The 17,393-nt window shown below is 67.2% G+C and carries 19 protein-coding genes; 11 read left to right on the top strand and 8 right to left on the bottom strand.

Features of this window, described 5'->3' with window-relative positions:
- Positions 1-9 precede the first annotated feature (9 nt).
- The 5 genes from AC1DCJ_RS01275 to zwf form a co-directional block, all read right to left on the bottom strand.
- Positions 10-669, bottom strand: a complete 660-nt coding sequence (locus tag AC1DCJ_RS01275; protein WP_141058686.1) for a bifunctional 4-hydroxy-2-oxoglutarate aldolase/2-dehydro-3-deoxy-phosphogluconate aldolase — start codon at positions 667-669, stop codon at positions 10-12.
- Between the two features lie 198 nt (positions 670-867).
- Positions 868-2,784: a phosphogluconate dehydratase gene (gene edd, locus AC1DCJ_RS01270; RefSeq protein ID WP_448135627.1), complete on the bottom strand. Its 1,917-nt coding sequence runs from the start codon at positions 2,782-2,784 to the stop codon at positions 868-870.
- A 45-nt stretch (positions 2,785-2,829) separates the two neighbouring features.
- On the bottom strand, positions 2,830-3,552 hold the full coding sequence (gene pgl / locus AC1DCJ_RS01265; protein WP_141058688.1) for a 6-phosphogluconolactonase: 723 nt from the start codon (positions 3,550-3,552) through the stop codon (positions 2,830-2,832).
- Positions 3,549-4,556: a glucokinase gene (glk, locus tag AC1DCJ_RS01260; RefSeq protein WP_313243851.1), complete on the bottom strand. Its 1,008-nt coding sequence runs from the start codon at positions 4,554-4,556 to the stop codon at positions 3,549-3,551. The genes pgl and glk overlap by 4 nt, the downstream gene beginning before the upstream one ends.
- Complete coding sequence (zwf, locus tag AC1DCJ_RS01255; RefSeq protein WP_313424545.1) at positions 4,553-5,995, bottom strand: glucose-6-phosphate dehydrogenase; 1,443 nt, start codon at positions 5,993-5,995, stop codon at positions 4,553-4,555. The genes glk and zwf overlap by 4 nt, the downstream gene beginning before the upstream one ends.
- A gap of 354 nt (positions 5,996-6,349) precedes the next feature.
- Here zwf and AC1DCJ_RS01250 point away from each other — a divergent pair, with 354 nt between their 5' ends.
- The gene (locus AC1DCJ_RS01250; protein ID WP_137189171.1) at positions 6,350-7,444 is read left to right on the top strand and encodes an ABC transporter ATP-binding protein; all 1,095 of its coding nucleotides are present in this window, start codon (positions 6,350-6,352) and stop codon (positions 7,442-7,444) included.
- A gap of 269 nt (positions 7,445-7,713) precedes the next feature.
- Here AC1DCJ_RS01250 and ygfZ read toward each other — a convergent pair whose 3' ends face one another.
- A complete protein-coding gene (gene ygfZ / locus AC1DCJ_RS01245; protein ID WP_478069906.1) occupies positions 7,714-8,577 on the bottom strand; it encodes a CAF17-like 4Fe-4S cluster assembly/insertion protein YgfZ in 864 nt (287 codons plus the stop codon).
- Positions 8,578-8,616: 39 nt separating this feature from the next.
- Here ygfZ and AC1DCJ_RS01240 point away from each other — a divergent pair, with 39 nt between their 5' ends.
- The 10 genes from AC1DCJ_RS01240 (at position 8,617) to AC1DCJ_RS01195 (ending at position 15,852) form a co-directional block, all read left to right on the top strand.
- A complete protein-coding gene (locus AC1DCJ_RS01240) occupies positions 8,617-8,790 on the top strand; it encodes a DUF1674 domain-containing protein (protein WP_081797234.1) in 174 nt (57 codons plus the stop codon).
- 56 nt (positions 8,791-8,846) lie between these two features.
- A complete protein-coding gene (sdhC, locus tag AC1DCJ_RS01235; protein ID WP_038689047.1) occupies positions 8,847-9,239 on the top strand; it encodes a succinate dehydrogenase, cytochrome b556 subunit in 393 nt (130 codons plus the stop codon).
- On the top strand, positions 9,236-9,622 hold the full coding sequence (sdhD, locus tag AC1DCJ_RS01230; RefSeq protein ID WP_038689045.1) for a succinate dehydrogenase, hydrophobic membrane anchor protein: 387 nt from the start codon (positions 9,236-9,238) through the stop codon (positions 9,620-9,622). The genes sdhC and sdhD overlap by 4 nt, the downstream gene beginning before the upstream one ends.
- A gap of 31 nt (positions 9,623-9,653) precedes the next feature.
- Complete coding sequence (gene sdhA / locus AC1DCJ_RS01225) at positions 9,654-11,444, top strand: succinate dehydrogenase flavoprotein subunit (protein ID WP_141058690.1); 1,791 nt, start codon at positions 9,654-9,656, stop codon at positions 11,442-11,444.
- A gap of 163 nt (positions 11,445-11,607) precedes the next feature.
- Positions 11,608-12,393, top strand: coding sequence for a succinate dehydrogenase iron-sulfur subunit (locus tag AC1DCJ_RS01220; protein ID WP_038689041.1), 786 nt, complete (start codon positions 11,608-11,610; stop codon positions 12,391-12,393).
- Positions 12,394-12,578: 185 nt separating this feature from the next.
- Positions 12,579-12,827, top strand: a complete 249-nt coding sequence (locus tag AC1DCJ_RS01215) for an FAD assembly factor SdhE (RefSeq protein WP_038689039.1) — start codon at positions 12,579-12,581, stop codon at positions 12,825-12,827.
- Positions 12,778-13,227 carry a hypothetical protein gene (locus AC1DCJ_RS01210; protein WP_478069905.1) on the top strand — a complete coding sequence of 150 codons (450 nt, stop codon included), beginning with the start codon at positions 12,778-12,780 and terminating at the stop codon, positions 13,225-13,227. The genes AC1DCJ_RS01215 and AC1DCJ_RS01210 overlap by 50 nt, the downstream gene beginning before the upstream one ends.
- Before the next feature lie 23 nt (positions 13,228-13,250).
- Positions 13,251-14,492 (top strand): lipoprotein-releasing ABC transporter permease subunit, encoded by a 1,242-nt coding sequence (locus tag AC1DCJ_RS01205; RefSeq protein ID WP_478069904.1) that lies wholly within the window; start codon positions 13,251-13,253, stop codon positions 14,490-14,492.
- Positions 14,485-15,303: an ATP-binding cassette domain-containing protein gene (locus AC1DCJ_RS01200; RefSeq protein WP_137189176.1), complete on the top strand. Its 819-nt coding sequence runs from the start codon at positions 14,485-14,487 to the stop codon at positions 15,301-15,303. Before AC1DCJ_RS01205 ends, AC1DCJ_RS01200 begins: the two co-directional genes overlap by 8 nt.
- An 87-nt stretch (positions 15,304-15,390) precedes the next feature.
- Positions 15,391-15,852: a DUF6491 family protein gene (locus AC1DCJ_RS01195; protein ID WP_428711797.1), complete on the top strand. Its 462-nt coding sequence runs from the start codon at positions 15,391-15,393 to the stop codon at positions 15,850-15,852.
- 93 nt (positions 15,853-15,945) lie between these two features.
- On the opposite strand, the gene AC1DCJ_RS01190 is transcribed toward AC1DCJ_RS01195, so the two are convergent.
- Both AC1DCJ_RS01190 and mutY read right to left on the bottom strand, forming a co-directional pair.
- Positions 15,946-16,215, bottom strand: coding sequence for an oxidative damage protection protein (locus AC1DCJ_RS01190; RefSeq protein WP_038689032.1), 270 nt, complete (start codon positions 16,213-16,215; stop codon positions 15,946-15,948).
- A 3-nt stretch (positions 16,216-16,218) separates the two neighbouring features.
- Positions 16,219-17,358, bottom strand: coding sequence for an A/G-specific adenine glycosylase (gene mutY / locus AC1DCJ_RS01185; RefSeq protein ID WP_478069903.1), 1,140 nt, complete (start codon positions 17,356-17,358; stop codon positions 16,219-16,221).
- Positions 17,359-17,393 lie beyond the last annotated feature (35 nt).

The raw sequence follows: 17,393 nt of genomic DNA, 5'->3' as shown, positions 1-17,393 counted from the left end.
GACAGTGCCTCAGTGCGCGCGAACCCGCGCCACGATCTTCGCCGCCTGCGCCGCGCTGTCGCGCACCTTGTCCCACTGCCCGTGCTCGATCCAGCTGCCCGGCACCATCCACGAGCCGCCGATGCAGACCACGTTCTTCTGCTCCAGGTACTCGGCCGCCGTATCCTCGGTGATGCCACCGGTCGGGCACAGCTTCAGGTCCGGAATCGGCCCGGCCAGGCCCTTGATCATCGCCAGCCCACCCACTGCCGAAGCCGGGAACAGCTTGCACACCCGGAAGCCCCGCGCATACAGCGCCAGCATCTCGGTCGGCGACGCCGCACCCGGCACCACCGGCAGTGCCGCCTGCGCCAACGCATCGGCCATGTGCGCCGGCGTACCCGGCGTCACCAGGAAATCCGCGCCCGCATCGATCGACTGCTGCATCTGCGCCACGGTCAGCACCGTCCCGGCACCCACCACCACATCGGGCAGCTCACGCTTCAGCATCGCCAGCGCTTCCATCGCCACCGGCGTACGCAGGGTCAACTCGATCGCCGGCAACCCACCTTCCAGCAACGCCGCACTGACCGCACGGGCCTGGTCGAGCGTATGCACGGTCACCACCGGCAGAATGCCGGCTGCATGCAGCAGCTCGGCTGCGCGCTTCTGATGTTGCTCGATGCTCATTGTTGTCTTTCCCTTTGCTGATTCGAGCGACGCCATCAAGGCGCCGCGATATGTCGGGAGGGAGCGGTTGGCCCCCTTCGGGACCGTCCAAAACATGGATGTTTTGGACGAGCCCCCATGGATGGGTTCACGGCGTGTCCCGAAGGGGGCCAACCGCTCCCTCGGCACGGGACAGCCGCCGCTGCGTCGGTCGTCGCCTCAGGCGTCCTTGGCCTCATGCGGCGCTTCCGCCGCCGCTGCATCACGCCCCAGGTCGTACTCGGCGTCGTAATTCCAGATATCGCCGTCGGCCGTTGCCGGCCCGCACGAAATCGAAATCGCGCCCTGGTCGGCCGGACCGACCACGCGCCGGTTCAGCGCGAACAGATTGCGCCCCATGTCGTGCGCCGCCGGTGCCGTGTTCGGTGCCGGTGCGCGCGCCGCGAACTCCGCCGCGTCCACCAGCAGCTCCAGCGTCCCCGCTTCGCCATCCAGACGGATCATGTCGCCCTCGCGCACCCGTGCCAGCGGCCCGCCGCGCGACGCTTCCGGCGTCATGTGGATCGCCGCCGGGAACTTGCCCGACGCGCCCGACAGACGACCATCGGTCACCAGCGCCACACGCCGCCCCTGGTTCTGCAGCAGCCCCAGCAACGGCGCCAGCGAATGCAGCTCCGGCATCCCGTTCGCGCGCGGCCCCTGGAAACGCACCACCGCCACGAAATCGTGCGGCAGCACACCGGCGGCATGCAGCTTGTTCAACACCTGCGGTGCGTCCACCACCACCGCCGGTGCCTCGATCGTACGGAACTGCGGCTTCACCGCCGACAGCTTGATCAACGAACGCCCCATATTGCCGCGCAGCAGCCGCAGCCCACCCTGGGCCTCGAACGGATCGGCCACACCGCGCACCACGTCCGCATCCGCGCTCGCGCGCAGCCCGTCGACGTACGCCAGCGTGCCATCACGCAGCGCCGGCTCCTGCCCGTACTGCGCCATCCCGCCTTCGGCCACCGTCTGCAGGTCGGCATGCATCAGCCCGGCCTCCATCAGCTCGCGGAACACGAACGCCGTACCGCCCGCAGCCGCGAAGCGGTTCACGTCGGCCTCGCCGTTCGGATACACCCGCGCCAGCAGCGGAATCAGCTGCGACAGCTCGTCCATGTCGTCCCAGGTCAGCACGATACCGGCCGCCCGTGCCACCGCGATCCAGTGGATGGTGTGGTTGGTCGAGCCGCCGGTGGCCATCAACGTCACTACCGCATTGACGATCGCACGCTCGTCGATCAGCCGGCCGAGCGGACGGAAATCGTCCCCCAGCGCGCAGATCTCCAGCGCACGCTCGCCGGCGCGGCGGGTCAACGCATCGCGCAGCGGCGTATCGGGATTGACGAACGACGCGCCCGGCAGCTGCACGCCCATCGCTTCCAGCAGCGTCTGGTTGGAGTTGGCGGTGCCGTAGAACGTGCAGGTGCCTGCACCGTGGTACGACGCCGCTTCGGCTTCCAGCAGCTCCTCGCGGCTGGCCAGCCCGGCCGCATAGCGCTCGCGCACTTCGGCCTTCTGCTTGTTCGGAATGCCCGGCGTCATCGGACCGGCCGGCAGGAAGATCGCCGGCAGGTGGCCGAACGCCAGCGCGCCGATCAACAGGCCCGGCACGATCTTGTCGCACACCCCGAGGTACACGGTGGCGTCGAACATGTCGTGGCTCAAGCCGATTGCCGTGGACTGCGCGATCACATCGCGCGAGAACAGCGACAGCTCCATGCCGCCGCGGCCCTGGGTGACGCCGTCGCACATCGCCGGCACGCCGCCGGCCACCTGCGCGGTGGCGCCCATGTCGCGCGCAACGGCGCGCAGGATCTCCGGGTACGACTCGAACGGCTGGTGCGCCGACAGCATGTCGTTGTAGGCGGTGATGATGCCCAGGTTCGGGGTGACACCGCCGCGCAGGCGCGACTTGTCGGTCGGCCCGCACGCGGCGAAGCCGTGGGCGAGGTTGCCGCAGCTCAGGCGCGAACGGAACGGCCCGTCGCGCAGCGACGCATCGATCCCGGCCAGGTAGGCCGCGCGCGAGGCGACGCTGCGCTGGATGATGCGCTGGGTGATGGCATGAAGTTGGGGATGCAGGCTCATTGGCTACCGGCTATGAGAGGGCGGACGAACAACACCGGGGACAGGTCAGTCACACCAGTGGACGCGCAGTTTCGCGCCGTCGAGGTCGATCGCGTTGAGGATGGGATACAGCTGCGGGTTGTTGCTTTCCAGCGCCTGTTTGAGCACTTCCAGCTTCTGCTTGCCACGCAGCAGCAGCAGGCGCTGGCCGCTGTGCCTGAGCCCGTGCGGGGTCAGCGTGATGCGCAGCGGCCACTGGTTCGCACCCGGGCAACCGGTGGCGTCCAGGGCGGCGTAGGGCAGGGTGCTTTCCAGTGCCCGGGCCAGGTCCTTGGAACCGGGGAACAGCGACGCGGTGTGGCCGTCGTTGCCCATGCCGAGCACGCTCAGGCACGGCGCCTGGCTGTGCTGGGCCTGCAGGTTGGCGGTATACACGCATTCCGGCAGCGGCTTGCCGACCCGCACCAGCGGATCGAAATGCGCGCCGTCGGCGCGGCCGAGGAAACTCTCGCGCACCAGCCAGGCGTTGCTGTCACGGTCCTGCGGCGACAGCCAGCGCTCATCGACCAGGCTGACTTCCACCCGGTCCCAGTGCACGTCCAGTTCGGCCAGCGCCTGGTACACCGGTGCCGGCGTGGTGCCGCCGGACAGCAGCATGCGCGCGCGCCCGAAGGTGGCGATATCGTTGTTCAACGCCTGCGCCATTTCGGCGGCGATGGCTTCGATCCAGGCATCGGCGTCGCCGTGGCGGATCAGGGTGAAGCGATCGGATGTATCCAGGCTGTTCATGCGTTGGTTCCTTGCAGGTCGCGTTCAACATCGGCGGCATAGGCAGCCGAACCCAGCAGGCCGGCATGCGGGTGCATCACCGCCAGCGACGGCACGCGGGCCATGATCGAAGAGAAGCGCCCCTTGTGCTCGAAGCGCTGGCGGAAACCGGAGTGCTGCAGCGAATCGAGCATCTTCGGGGTCAGCCCGCCGGTCAGGAACACGCCGTCCCAGGCGCCCTGCATCAGCACCAGGTCGCCGGCGATGGCGCCGAACACCGCGCAGAACACATCCACCGCACGCATGGCCTGCGGGTCGCCGTGCAGCGCACGGGCGGTGACATCCACCGGCTGCAGCTGGCCCGGATCGATGTCGGCCATCTCGCACACGGCGCGATGGATGTTGACCAGGCCCGGGCCGCAGATCAGGCGCTCGTTGGAGACCCGGCCGAACTGCTCGGAGAGGATTTCCAGGATGCGGATTTCCTCAGGCGTGCCCGGCGGGAAGCTGACATGGCCGCCTTCGGTTTCCAGCGGATAGCAGCGGCCATGGCGCAGGATCAGGCCACCGACGCCCAGCCCGGTACCCGGGCCGATCACCGCGTAGTTGCGCGGCTGGCCCGGCTTGCCCGGCACCCACGCCGCGCCGCCCACCTGGACCACGTCCTGCGGCTGCAGCAGCGAAATGGCCATCGCCTGGGCGGCGAAATCGTTGATCAGGTGCAGCTCGTCGAAGCCGAGCATGTGCGCGGTGCGGCTGCGCGAGATCACCCACGGGTGGTTGGTGATGCGCGCTTCATCGCCGTCCACGCGGCCCGCCACGGCGAACACGCCACGCGTGGCCGAGGCGCCGACCTGTTCCAGATAGTGCCGCGCCGCATCGCCCAGCGAAGGGAAATCGGCTACCGCGAATTCGCGGATGCTGTCCTGCTGCAGCGGGGCCTCAAGGGTGGTGTCGGCAAGCGCGAAGCGGGCGTTGGTGCCACCGATATCGGCAACCAGGACCGGTTGGTTCTGCAGCGTCATGCGTCGCCGTCCTTGCGGCCGGCGTCGGCATCCACTTCAGCGGGCAGGAAGCCGGCCGCTTCGGCCGGACCCCATTCGCCGGCCGGGTAGGGCTGCAGCGGCAGGCTGGCGGCCTTCCAGGCATCGCTGACACTGTCGATCCAGGCCCAGGCGGCACGCACTTCGTCGTCACGCACGAACAGCGCGTGGTTGCCGTTGAACGCATCCAGGAACAGGCGTTCGTAGGCGATGCGGCGGTGCAGGCCGGTCGGCACGGACAGTTCCAGTTCCAGCGGATGCAGTTCCAGCGCGCCCCATTCCGGGCCGGCCAGCGAACTCATCAGGCCCAGCTCGATGTTCTCCTGCGGCTGCAGCTGGAACACGATGCGGTTGGGGGTGGCGTTGCGACGATGCGGCCGCTCGAACAGCCAGTGGGTGACCGGCTTGAGCGTGACCACCACGCGGGTGGTGCGCTCGGCCAGGCGCTTGCCGGTGACCAGGTGGAACGGCACGCCGGACCAGCGCCAGTTGTCGATATGCGCGGTGACCCCGGCGAAGGTTTCCACGTCGCTGCCTTCCGGCGGCTGGTAGGCCTGGGCCGGCTGGCCGTTGATGGTGCCGGCGGTGTAGCGGCCGCGCACGCTGTCGCGGGCGGCGTGCTTGGCGTCCAGCGGGCGCAGCGCACGCAGCACCTTGACCTTCTCGTCGCGGATGCGGTCGGCTTCCAGCGAGGCCGGCGGCTCCATCGCCACCAGGCACAGCAGCTGCAGGATGTGGCTCTGGACCATGTCGCGCAGCGCGCCGGAGCGGGCGTAGTACGCATCGCGCCCGTCCACACCCTCGCTTTCGGCCACAAGGATGTGCACCGACTCGATGTAGTTGCGGTTCCACACCGCTTCCAGCAGCGTGTTGCCGAAGCGCAGCGCGATCAGGTTCTGCACCGCGGCCTTGCCCAGGTAGTGATCCAGGCGGAACACGCGGTCTTCGTCGATCCACTGGCCGATGGTGGAGATGATCTCCTCGGCGCTGGTGCTGTCGCTGCCGATCGGCTTTTCCAGCATCAGGCGGTGCGGTGCGGCCAGGGCGCCGCCCTTGGCCAGGCCTTCGCAGGTGGAGATGTACAGGCCCGGGGGAATGGCCAGGTAGCTCACGCAGTGGCGGTTGACCAGATCACTGACCGACTCGGCCACCGAGTCCGGGTTGCGCAGGTCCACCGACCGGTAGTCGATGCGCGACAGCAGCGACTGGATGTCGTCCTGGCTGGCCATCGGCATGGCCTGCTGCAGGCGCGGGCGCAGGATGTCGCGGAAACCCTCGGTGTCGTGCGGGCTCAAGGCCAGCGCACGGATCTTGAAATCCTCCGGCAGCAGGCCGTCGCCGAGCAGGCGCAGCAACGAAGGGAACAGGTAGCGCTGGGCAAGGTCGCCGGTAGCGCCAAACAGGAAGAGGGTGTCGTGCATCGCTCGAGTTTCAGATCCGGGTGACATCGTTGTCAATCGCTTCTCGTCTATGTTCTCGGGGGTCCAGCTGGGCATGGTGTCCAGTGCTGCAGGTGCAACATGAACAGGCACCGGGCCAGCGCATCATGGGGCATGCACGGGGCGAATCGGGAGACTGTGCGGCTCCCGATGCGTCGCGGTCATGACCGACCAACGGATACTGCCACGTGAAAACGTTTACATGGCAGAATGAGCAGACTGTATTCGATTGCAGTGGTCGCCGTCATGCGGCACCACGCCATCGACCTGCCATCGGGAGGGCCGAAGGCAGTTCCGCATCAACAGCCCGGCAGCGGGCGGACTGGAATGGGTGATATGGCAAAAGTGCAGTTGCAGGGCGTTCGCAAGGTCTACGACAACGGCCAGGTGGCCGTCCAGGGCGCGACCTTCGAAGTGGCCGATGGCGAATTGATGGTGCTGGTGGGGCCGTCGGGGTGTGGCAAGTCGACCTTGCTGCGCATGGTGGCCGGCCTGGAAGAAATCAGCGGGGGCACGCTGACCATCGGTGACCGGGTGGTCAACGACGTGGCGCCCAAGGACCGCGACATCGCCATGGTGTTCCAGAGCTATGCGCTGTACCCGCACATGACCGTGGCCGAGAACCTGGCCTTCGGCCTGAAGCTGCGCGGCCACGACAAGGCCACGATCAGCAAGCGGGTGACCGAAGCAGCCGACACGCTGGGCCTGACCGACATGCTCGACAAGCTGCCCAAGGCGATGTCCGGCGGCCAGCGCCAGCGCGTGGCCCTGGGCCGCGCCCTGGTGCGCGAGCCGGCGGTGTTCCTGCTCGACGAGCCGCTGTCCAACCTGGACGCCAAGCTGCGCCACAGCGTGCGCACGGAAATCGCGCAGCTGCACCGCAAGCTGGGCACCACCATGATCTACGTCACCCACGACCAGGTGGAAGCGATGACCCTGGGCCAGCGCATCGTGGTGCTCAAGGACGGCGTGATCCAGCAGATCGACACGCCGATGGCGCTGTACGACCGCCCGGCCAACCTGTTCGTGGCCGGCTTCCTGGGCAGCCCGGCGATGAACGTGCTGCGTGGCACCCTGCAGCGCAACGACAGTGGCGTGGTGGTGCAGGACACCCAGCTGACCGCGCCGCTGGGCCAGGCGGCGATCGATCCGGCCTGGATCGGCCGCACCGTCGCCGTGGGCGTGCGCCCGGAGCACCTGCAGCCGGCCGCCGCCGACGATGCCACCGCGTTTGTGGCCACCATCGACGGCATCGAGCCGGTGGGCAACGAGATCTTCGTCAACATGACCGGTGGCGGCCAGCCGCTGGTGATGCGCGTGGCCCCGCAGGCGCTGCCGGCAGTGGGCGAGACCATCCGCGTGGCGATCCACCCGCAGGGCCTGCATTTCTTCGATGCGGAAAGCGGCGAGCGGTTGAACGCGGCCGGGTAGGTCACGACCGTTGGTCGTGACCGCGATGCCCGTGACGGCGAGACGGGGTGTGGCCCGCATGCATCGACCAACGGTCGATGCCTACCGGGTGGTAGGTCACGACCGTTGGTCGTGACCGCGATGCCCGTGACGGCGATACAGGTGTGGCCCGCATGCATCGACCAACGGTCGATGCCTACCGAGCGGTAGGTCACGACCGTTGGTCGTGACCGCGATGTCGGTGACGGCGATACGGGTGTGGCCCGCATGCATCGACCAACGGTCGATGCCTACCGGGCCAGGCCATCCAGCAGCGGCAGGTGCACGGCGTCCACTCCGTCCACCGACAGCGGATCGCTGGCGATCTCCAGCGGCAGCACCGCCAACGCCAGGTCGCCGGCCACGCTGGCCACCGTGCCGATCGCCGCCCCGTTCTGCTGCACCTGTGCACCGCTGGGCGTGCCATCGCCCACCCGCAGCAACTGCAACGCGCGCTTGGCCTTGCCCAGGAAATGGGTGCGCGCCACGATCTCCTGGCCCGGGTAGCAGCCCTTCTTGACGCTGTACCCGTTCAAACGGTCCAGCCCCAGCTGCTGCGGCGTCCATTGCTCGCGCTGGTCGGCGGCCAGGCGCGGCAACCCGTAGCGCAGATCCGATTGGCGCCAGGCCAGCACGAAGCCGGCATCGTCGGCGGCGGTGGCACCGTCCAGCGGCGCGATCCGCAGCGTCCGGGGCAGGGCATCGCTGCCCACATCCAGCTCCAGCGTCTCACCGTGTACCGCGATTGCGGCGTCCGACGCCGCTTCCGGCGCAGTGAAGCTGCCGGCCACGATCCGGTCATCGCGCACCGCGATCTTGACCTTCCGACGGAACACAAAACGCTGCAATTGCGACGCAATCGCATCGGCGTCGCCATCGGCCAGCACCAGCAGGATCCGTTCTTCATCCACCCGGATCAGCTGGAACACAGCAATGGTGCGGCCTTTGGCGCTCAGCCAGGCGCTCCACTGCCAATGCCGGACGGGCAGGGCGGTGACGTCGCTGGAAAATTGGGCGTGGGCGAACGCGGCCGCATCGGGACCATCCAGACTGAGCAGCTGGTGACCGGAGAGGCGCGGAAAACCGTTGAAATCCATGGGCAGGTTGTCAGGCACGTGAACGGGGTCTAAAATTTGTGCGTTGCGAGACCACCCATGATAGGCCAAACAACCCCCACTCCAGATTCCGACTCCGAAGCCCCGCAGGTCGATGAGAAGCAGCCGCTTCCGCAGACCCCTGTGGTGCCCGTGGAGATTGGTGGCCGCGGCGGACTCGATCCGGTGCGGTATGGAGACTGGGAGAAAAACGGACGCTGCATCGATTTTTGATCAGCATTGAGCCAACGCGGCATTGCGCCGCCCAGCCGAGACAACGAGCCCAGCGAATGGCCGCCAGAGAACGTCCCCTTTCCCCGCACCTTCAGGTGTATCGCTGGCAGATTCAGATGGCCACCTCGATCCTGCATCGAGCATCCGGCATCTTTCTGTCTGTTGGAGCCCTGATCATCGCCGGCGGCCTGCTCGCCCTGATGATGGGTCCTGAATCCTGGAACTGCTTCACCGGCCACGCCGGTAGCTGGTACGGCAAGTTGTTCCTGTTTGCATGGACGTGGGCCTTCGCCTACCACCTGTGCAACGGCATCCGGCACATCGTGCAGGACTTCGCGATCGGCTTCTCCATTCCTGCCTTCGTGCGCAGCAGCTGGATCTCGGTCTTCGCCAGCCTGGTGATCACCGCCCTGGTCTGGGCCTACGTCTTCGCCGGAGCCGCCGCATGAACAAGTTCCGTACCCCGCTGAAAAACGTGCGTGGCCTTGGCGCGGCCAAGACCGGTACCGAGCACTTCGTGATGCAGCGCCTGACCGCCACCGCGCTGGTCGGCCTGACCATCTGGTTCCTGGTGTTCGTGCTGAGCCTGATCGGCGCCGATTACGTGACCGCCACCGACGCGGTGTCCAAGCCGTGGAATGCGGTGCTGCTGGTCGGCTTCCTGGTCGCGATGTTCTGGCACGCCCAGCTCGGCCTGCAGGTCGTGCTGGAAGACTACATCCACAACTCGCTGCTGGCCCTGGCGCTGCAGACCACGGTGAAGTTCATCGCCGTGCTCGGCGCGATCGTCAGTGTTTTTGCGGTCGCCCGCATTGCGCTCGGCGTTGCCTGAGTCCAGGCACCAAGACAGGAATCCAGATTAGATGTCCGCTTACAAGATTACGGAACACAAGTACGACATGGTCGTGGTCGGCGCCGGTGGCGCTGGCCTGCGCGCTACGTTCGGTCTTGCCGCCAAGGGCCTGCAGACCGTCTGCCTGACCAAGGTCTTCCCGACCCGTTCGCACACCGTGGCCGCGCAGGGCGGTATTTCCGCCGCGCTGGGCAACATGGGTGAAGACGACTGGCGCTACCACTTCTTCGACACCATCAAGGGCTCCGATTGGCTGGGTGACCAGGACGCCATCGAGTACATGTGCCGCGAAGCGATTCCGGCCATCATCGAGCTGGAACACTACGGTGTGCCGTTCAGCCGTACCGAAGAAGGCAAGATCTACCAGCGTCCGTTCGGTGGCATGACCACCAAGTACGGCGAAGGCCCGTCCGCGCAGCGCACCTGCGCCGCGGCCGACCGTACCGGCCACGCCATGCTGCACACGCTGTACCAGCAGTCGCTGGCGCACAACGCGCGCTTCATGATCGAGTACTTCGCCCTCGACCTGATCTTCGATGACGAAGGCGTCTGCCGCGGCGTGCTCGCCCTGGACATGGCCGACGGCTCGCTGCACCTCTTCCGCGCCCATGGCGTGGTGCTGGCCACCGGCGGTTACGGCCGCGCCTACTTCAGCGCCACCTCGGCCCACACCTGCACCGGCGACGGCGGCGGTCTGGTCATGCGTGCCGGCCTGCCGATGCAGGACATGGAGTTCGTGCAGTTCCACCCGACCGGTATCTACGGCGCGGGCTGCCTGATCACCGAAGGCGTGCGTGGCGAAGGCGGCATCCTGCGCAACAGCAACGGCGAGCGCTTCATGGAGCGCTACGCACCGCACTACAAGGATCTGGCCTCGCGCGACGTGGTGTCGCGTTCGATGACCATCGAAATCCGCGAAGGCCGCGGCGTCGGCGAGCACAAGGATCACATCCTGCTCGACCTGACCCACCTCGGCCCGGGCGTGATCGACGACAAGCTGCCGGGCATTGCCGAAAGCGCCCGCATCTTCGCCGGCGTGGACGTGCACAAGCAGCCGATCCCGGTCATTCCGACCGTGCACTACAACATGGGTGGCATCCCGACCAACTATCACGGCGAAGTCGTGCGCAAGCTGGGCGACAACAACGATGCCGTGGTACCGGGCCTGTACGCCATCGGCGAAGCGGCCTGCGTGTCGGTGCACGGCGCCAACCGCCTGGGCTCCAACTCGCTGCTCGACCTGGTGGTGTTCGGTCGCGCCGTGGCCAACCGCTGTGCCGAGACCATCAAGTCCGGCGCGCCGCACAAGACCCTGCCGTCCGATGCGTGCGACAAGGCGCTGGGCCTGCTGGACAAGCTGCGCTACGCCAACGGCGACACCCCGACCTCGGTCATCCGCGACAACATGCAGCGCACCATGCAGAACGACGCGGCGGTGTTCCGGACCAGCAAGACCCTGGAAGAGGGCTGCAGCAAGATGGCCGAGATCTTCGACTCCTTCCAGGACGTCAAGGTCACCGACCGCTCGCTGGTGTGGAACTCGGACCTGATCGAAACCTACGAGCTGAACAACCTGCTGCTCAACGCGGTGGCGACGATCAACTCGGCCGAACAGCGCAAGGAAAGCCGTGGCGCGCATGCGCATGAGGACTTCCCGGACCGCGACGACGTCAACTGGCAGAAGCACACGCTGGTCAACGTCGACGACAAGGGCAAGTGCAGCTTCGACTATCGCCCGGTGCACATGTACACGTTGAGCAAGGACGTGGACGTGGTACCGCCGAAGCCGCGCGTGTACTAAGAGACCTGCGGGATGACCTCCGGCCACGCAGCGCCTGCCCACCTTCCTGCCCGCACGGGCAGGGTGGTGCGCGCGCTGCGGGTCGGCGGTGTCAACCTCCTCATCTTCCGTGCTAGCCGCGCCTGCATCGCAGCGCGAGCCGCCTGAGCCAACGAGAACAGCCATGGCCGAGTTTTCCCTCCCCAAGAATTCCAAGATCGGAAAGGGCAAGCACTTCCCCGCCAAGAGCGGTGCGAAGAACACGCGCACTTTCAAGATCTACCGCTGGAGTCCCGACGACGACAGCAACCCGCGGACCGATACCTACGAGATCGATCTGGACAGCTGCGGCCCGATGGTTCTGGACGCGCTGATCAAGATCAAGAACGAGGTCGACCCGACCCTGACCTTCCGTCGTTCGTGCCGCGAAGGCATCTGCGGTTCGTGCGCGATGAACATCGACGGCACCAACACGCTGGCCTGCACCCGTGCCATTGCCGATTGCGGCAAGGCCGAAGTGCCGATCTACCCGCTGCCGCACATGAGCGTGGTCAAGGACCTGGTGCCGGACCTGACCCACTTCTACGCGCAGTACGCCTCGATCAAGCCGTGGATCCGCACCCAGACCCCGCCGCCGCCGGATCGTGAGCGCCTGCAGTCGCCGGAAGACCGCAAGAAGCTGGACGGCCTGTACGAGTGCATCCTGTGCGCGTGCTGCTCCACCAGCTGCCCGAGCTACTGGTGGAACGGCGAGCGTTACCTGGGCCCGGCCATCCTGCTGCAGGCCTACCGCTGGATCGTCGACTCGCGCGATGAAGACACCGGTGCGCGCCTGGACGAGCTGGAAGACCCGTTCAAGCTGTACCGCTGCCACACCATCATGAACTGCTCGCGGACCTGCCCGAAGGGCCTGAACCCGGCGCTGGCCATTGCCGAGATCAAGAAGCTGATGATGGCGCGCCGCGCCTGAGTGCACGTAGAGCCGGGCTCTGCCCGGCTGTGCACGTAGAGCGGGGCTCTGCCCCGCTGAAAGTAGAGCGAGGCTCTGCCCCGCTGAAAGGAACCGGGCTTGCCCGGCTGCATCAACGCCGGGCGCGACCCGGCTGCACGTTCGGCCGGGCCATGCCCGGCCTTGCTGTTTCCGGAGCCTGATCGATGGACGAAGCCACTGAACTGAAGAAGCTGCGCTGGCGTTGCCGGCGTGGCATGCGTGAACTGGACCAGCTGTTCGGGCGTTACCTGGACCGTTGCTGGCTGCAGGCACCTACCGAAGAACGCGAGGTTTTCCTGTTCCTGCTGGAAAGCGAAGACGATAGGTTGTGGCGCTGGTTCATGGGTTACGAGGAGTGCCCGCATGCCCAGCCTGCCGCGCTCATCGCCCGGATCCGCGCCCTGCCGGCTTGAATGGCGGCCTTCCCGCTGGCAGTGCGGTGCGCATTGGCTGATCACCGCGCTGCTGCCGTGGGCGGTATGCAGCACTGATCTGGCCGACCGCTGGCACGGGCCGGTGGCCCTGCTGGCCGTGGCCATGGGCGCAACCGGCGCCTGGCGCTACGGGCGCATGCCCGCCCAGGCCATCGTGATACCCCCCGGTGACGCCCCGGCGCAGGTGGATGGTCAGCCGGTCGATGACCTGCAGCTGTCCGATCGTGGCGTGCTGCTGCAACTGGCCTGGCGCCAGCAGGGACACCGCCGCTGGCGGCTGTTCTGGCCCGACACGCTCACCCCGGCGCAACGACGTGAACTGCGACTGGCCGTGCGCGCACGCTGCATTTCCCGTTCACGTCCAGCAGTGGCACCATAGCCTGAATTGTCCGGCGCACCTGCATGTTCAAACCCATACCTGTTTCAATCGGTCTGCGCTATCTGCGCGCCAAGCGCCGCAACGGCTTCATCTCCTTCATCTCGATGGCCTCCATCCTCGGCATCGCGCTGGGCGTGACCGTGCTGATTACCACGCTGGCCGTGATGAGCGGCTTCCAGAAGGAAATCCGCGACCGCCTGCTGCAGATGACCGCCCATACCACCATCACCAGCGATGGCGCGCCGATGTCGGACTGGCAGCGTGCGGTGGATGCGGCCAAAAAGGATCCGCGCGTGGCCGGCGCCGCGCCGTACATCGAGATCCAGGCCATGCTCAGCGGTCCGCGCGTGCAGGGTGCGATCGTGCAGGGCATCGACCCGGCGCTGGAGCCGGGCGTGTCGGTGATCAACCAGAAGCTGGTCAAGGGCAGTTTCGACAGCCTCACCCCGGGCAGCTACAACCTGCTGGTGGGCAAGGAACTGGCGATCTGGCTGGGCGTGAATGTCGGTGACACCGTGCTGGTGACCCTGGCCGAAGTGCAGGGCACCCCGGTCGGCGCGATGCCGCGTCTGAAGCGCTTCACCGTCAGCGGCATCTTCGAGGCCGGCTACAACGAGATCGACAAGGGCGTGGCGTTTGCCAACATGGCCGACATGGAACGCGTGCTGCGCATGGACGGGGTGACCGGCGTGCGGCTCAAGCTGCATGACATGGACAAGGCGCTGGACGTTGGCGTGGACCTGGCCCACAGCCTGGGCGGCGCGTACCGGGTCAGTGACTGGACCCAGCAGAACGCCAATCTGTACCACTCGCTGCGCATGGAAAAAGTGGTGATGGGCATCCTGCTCTCGCTGATCATCGCCATGGGCGCGTTCAACCTGGTGTCGTCGCAGGTGATGCTGGTGACCGACAAGCAGGCCGATATCGCCATCCTGCGTACCCTCGGCCTGACCCCGGGCGGAGTAATGCAGGTGTTCATGGTGCAGGGCTCGTTGATCGGCATCATCGGCACCGTCGCCGGCGTGATCGGCGGCATCACCCTGACCTTGAACCTGGAACGCATCCTCGGCGCGATCGAGACGGTGTTCAACATCAAGCTGTTGCCTGAAGACGTCTACTACATCACCGGCCTGCCCACCGACATGCAGGCCCCGGACATTGTCATCATCACCATCACCGCGCTTGTCATGAGCTTCCTGGCGACCCTGTACCCCGCGTGGCGTGCTGCCCGCACCCAGCCGGCGGAGGCCCTGCGTTATGAATAACGTGATCAACCGCGGCGACGAAGTGATCCGCGCCCAGTCGCTGGCCAAGGTGTACGCCGAAGGCCGCATGCAGACCCATGTCTTCAATGGCCTGGACCTGAGCGTCAGTGCCGGTGAGACGGTGGCGATCATCGGTGCCTCCGGCGCTGGCAAAAGCACCCTGCTTCACCTGCTGGGCGGGCTGGACACGCCCACCGCCGGCGAGGTGTATGTGGGCGGCCAGCGCATGTCCGGCCTGTCCGACGGCCAGCGCGGTGAGCTGCGCAACCGCGCGCTGGGCTTTGTGTACCAGTTCCATCACCTGTTGCCGGAATTCACCGCGCTGGAAAACGTGATGATGCCGATCCTGCTCACGCCGATGCGCTCGCCGTTGTCGCAGCGCTTGATGTACGCCGGCTTCGGCGTGATCGGCACGACGCTGGCCAGCATCGTCAACGGTGCCACCGCCTTCGTTCGCGGTGGACCGCAGGTGGCCGAGGCGCGTGCGCGGGCGACTGCGTTGCTGGAATCGGTGGGGCTGGGCCACCGCCTGGAACACAAGCCGGGCGAACTGTCCGGCGGCGAACGTCAGCGTGCGGCCGTGGCGCGCGCGCTGGTCAACAAGCCGGCCTGCGTGCTGGGCGACGAACCCACCGGCAACCTGGACGACAAGACGGCCGCGACGGTGTTCGAACTGATGCTCGAACTCAACCGCGCGCACCACACCAGCCTGGTGCTGGTGACCCACGACCGCAGCCTGGCGCGCAAGCTGGACCGCGTGCTGGAGCTGCGCGAAGGGCGCCTGCACGAACTGGCCAGCAGCGAGGTCTGAGCTGGCCGCTGAATGGCCGGCGCGGGCGTCTCGCCGGCCTCACCCGACAGGTGCATCATCGGCATGTTCATCCTTGAAGGTGGTGCCATGAAAACCCTGATCGGAGCGGCTGCGCTGTGCCTTGCCCTGGTGGCGTGCGCCACCACCGGGCGCCTGTCCAGCCAACAGCGGCTGGAGCTGTACCGGGCCCATGCCGGTCCGCCACAGGACAGCCTGCAGTACTTCGGATCATTGAATGGCTGGACCGAACTGGGCGACAGTGCGCTGGCGGTCTGGACCCGCCCCAGTGAGGCGTATCTGCTGGAACTGCGCGGTCCGTGCCAGGGCCTGGACTACGCCACGGCCATCGGCCTGACCAGCCAGATGGGGCGGGTGTCGTCGCGGTTCGACAAGGTGCTGGTGCGTGACCCGACGCCGGGGCCCACCCTGCCGTGCTTCATCGGCAGCATCCGCAAGCTGGATGTCCAGGCCTTGCGTTCGACCGAGAAGGAGCTGCGCCAGGCGCAGGTGCAGGAGCGCCAGGACGCCCAGGACGTACCGGCGAAGTAGCGGGCAAAGGTCCTGCCGAGGAGCCCGGTAGCTGCCGACCGTTGGTCGGCAGGCTATCCCGGCAGCTGCCGACCGTTGGTCGGCAGGCCGCAATCACGCTTCGGGAACGAATCCTGCCGGCTTTTCGGCATCCTTCTCGAACAGGTATTTCACCAGCTCGGTTTCCAGGAAAGCACGGTGCTTGGGATCGCGCGGCGACAGCCGGTTTTCGTTGATCAGCATGGTCTGGTGCGCCAGCCAGGCGCTCCAGGCGCTCTTGCCGATGCCATTGAAGATGCGCTGGCCCAGCTCGCCGGGGTAGGGCACGAAGTCCAGGCCTTCGGTGTCGCGTTGTTCGTACTGGCAGAAAACGGTGCGGGGCATGGCTTACTCGGACTCGGGTGAAGGTGGTGCGCCCCGCATTGTACGGCGCTTGGGCCGGGCCGGCGGCGCGCCGGTGTCCAGCAGCTTGCGGATCGGCGCAGGCAGGCCGAGGCTGGGCAGGTCGGCGGCGGCTACCCAGCGCAGCGACGGGTCATCGCGCTGCAGGCCGTCCACGCGCTGCACCAGCACCTGCAGGTGCAGCCGGTAGTGGCTGAAGGTGTGCTCCAACACGGGCAGCACCTCGGCGTCGTCCAGCGAACCGGTCACGTGGGCATCGAACCAGTCCTGCAGATCACTGCCGGTGTCAGCCTGCGGCAGCGTCCACAGTTGCGCCCAGATCCCGGTATCCGGGCGCTTCTGCAGCAGCACGCGGCCGTGGCCGTCGCGCAGCAGCAGCGCGGTGGCCTCGCGTTCGGGCAGGGTCTTGGTGGGCTTGGGCGTGGGCAGCTGATCGGTGCGGCCTTCGCGGCGCGCCACGCAGTCCGCCTGCAGCGGGCAGATCACGCAGGCCGGCCGGCTGCGGGTGCAGACGGTGGCGCCCAGGTCCATCTGCGCCTGTGTGTAGTCGGCCATGCGCGCGTCGGGCACATGCGCCACGTGCGCGTCGGCGAGGTCCCACAGCACCTTCTCCACCTTGGGCAGGCCGGGGAACCCGTCAATGCCGTGGTAGCGCGTCAGTACCCGCTTGACGTTGCCGTCGAGGATCGCAAAACGGTCGTTCCACGCCTGGCTCAGGATCGCCGCGGCGGTGCTGCGGCCGATGCCGGGCAGCGCGTTCAAGGCCTCGACATCGCGCGGCAGCGCGCCATCGTGCCGTTCAACGCAGCGCTGCGCGGCCGCATGCAGGTTGCGGGCGCGGGCGTAGTAGCCCAGCCCGGCCCACTGCGCCATCACCGCATCGTTGCTGGCCGCGGCGAGGTCGGGCAGGGTGGGGAACACGCGCAGGAAGGCCAGGAAGTACGGAATGACCGTGCCGACCTGGGTCTGCTGCAGCATGATTTCCGACAACCACACCCGGTACGGCGAGCGCGGATGCTGCCACGGCAGGTCGTGCCGGCCATGCCCGTCGAACCACGGCAGCAGCCGCGCGACGAAGGCATCGTCGGCGGGGACAGGGGCGCTGGCAGTGGGCTGGCGTGGCATGGGGATTCCTGGACGGGGGTAGAGCCACCCGATGG

Source organism: Stenotrophomonas sp. 10N36 (assembly GCF_056395005.1).
This window is presented reverse-complemented; position numbering and strand designations above follow the sequence as displayed.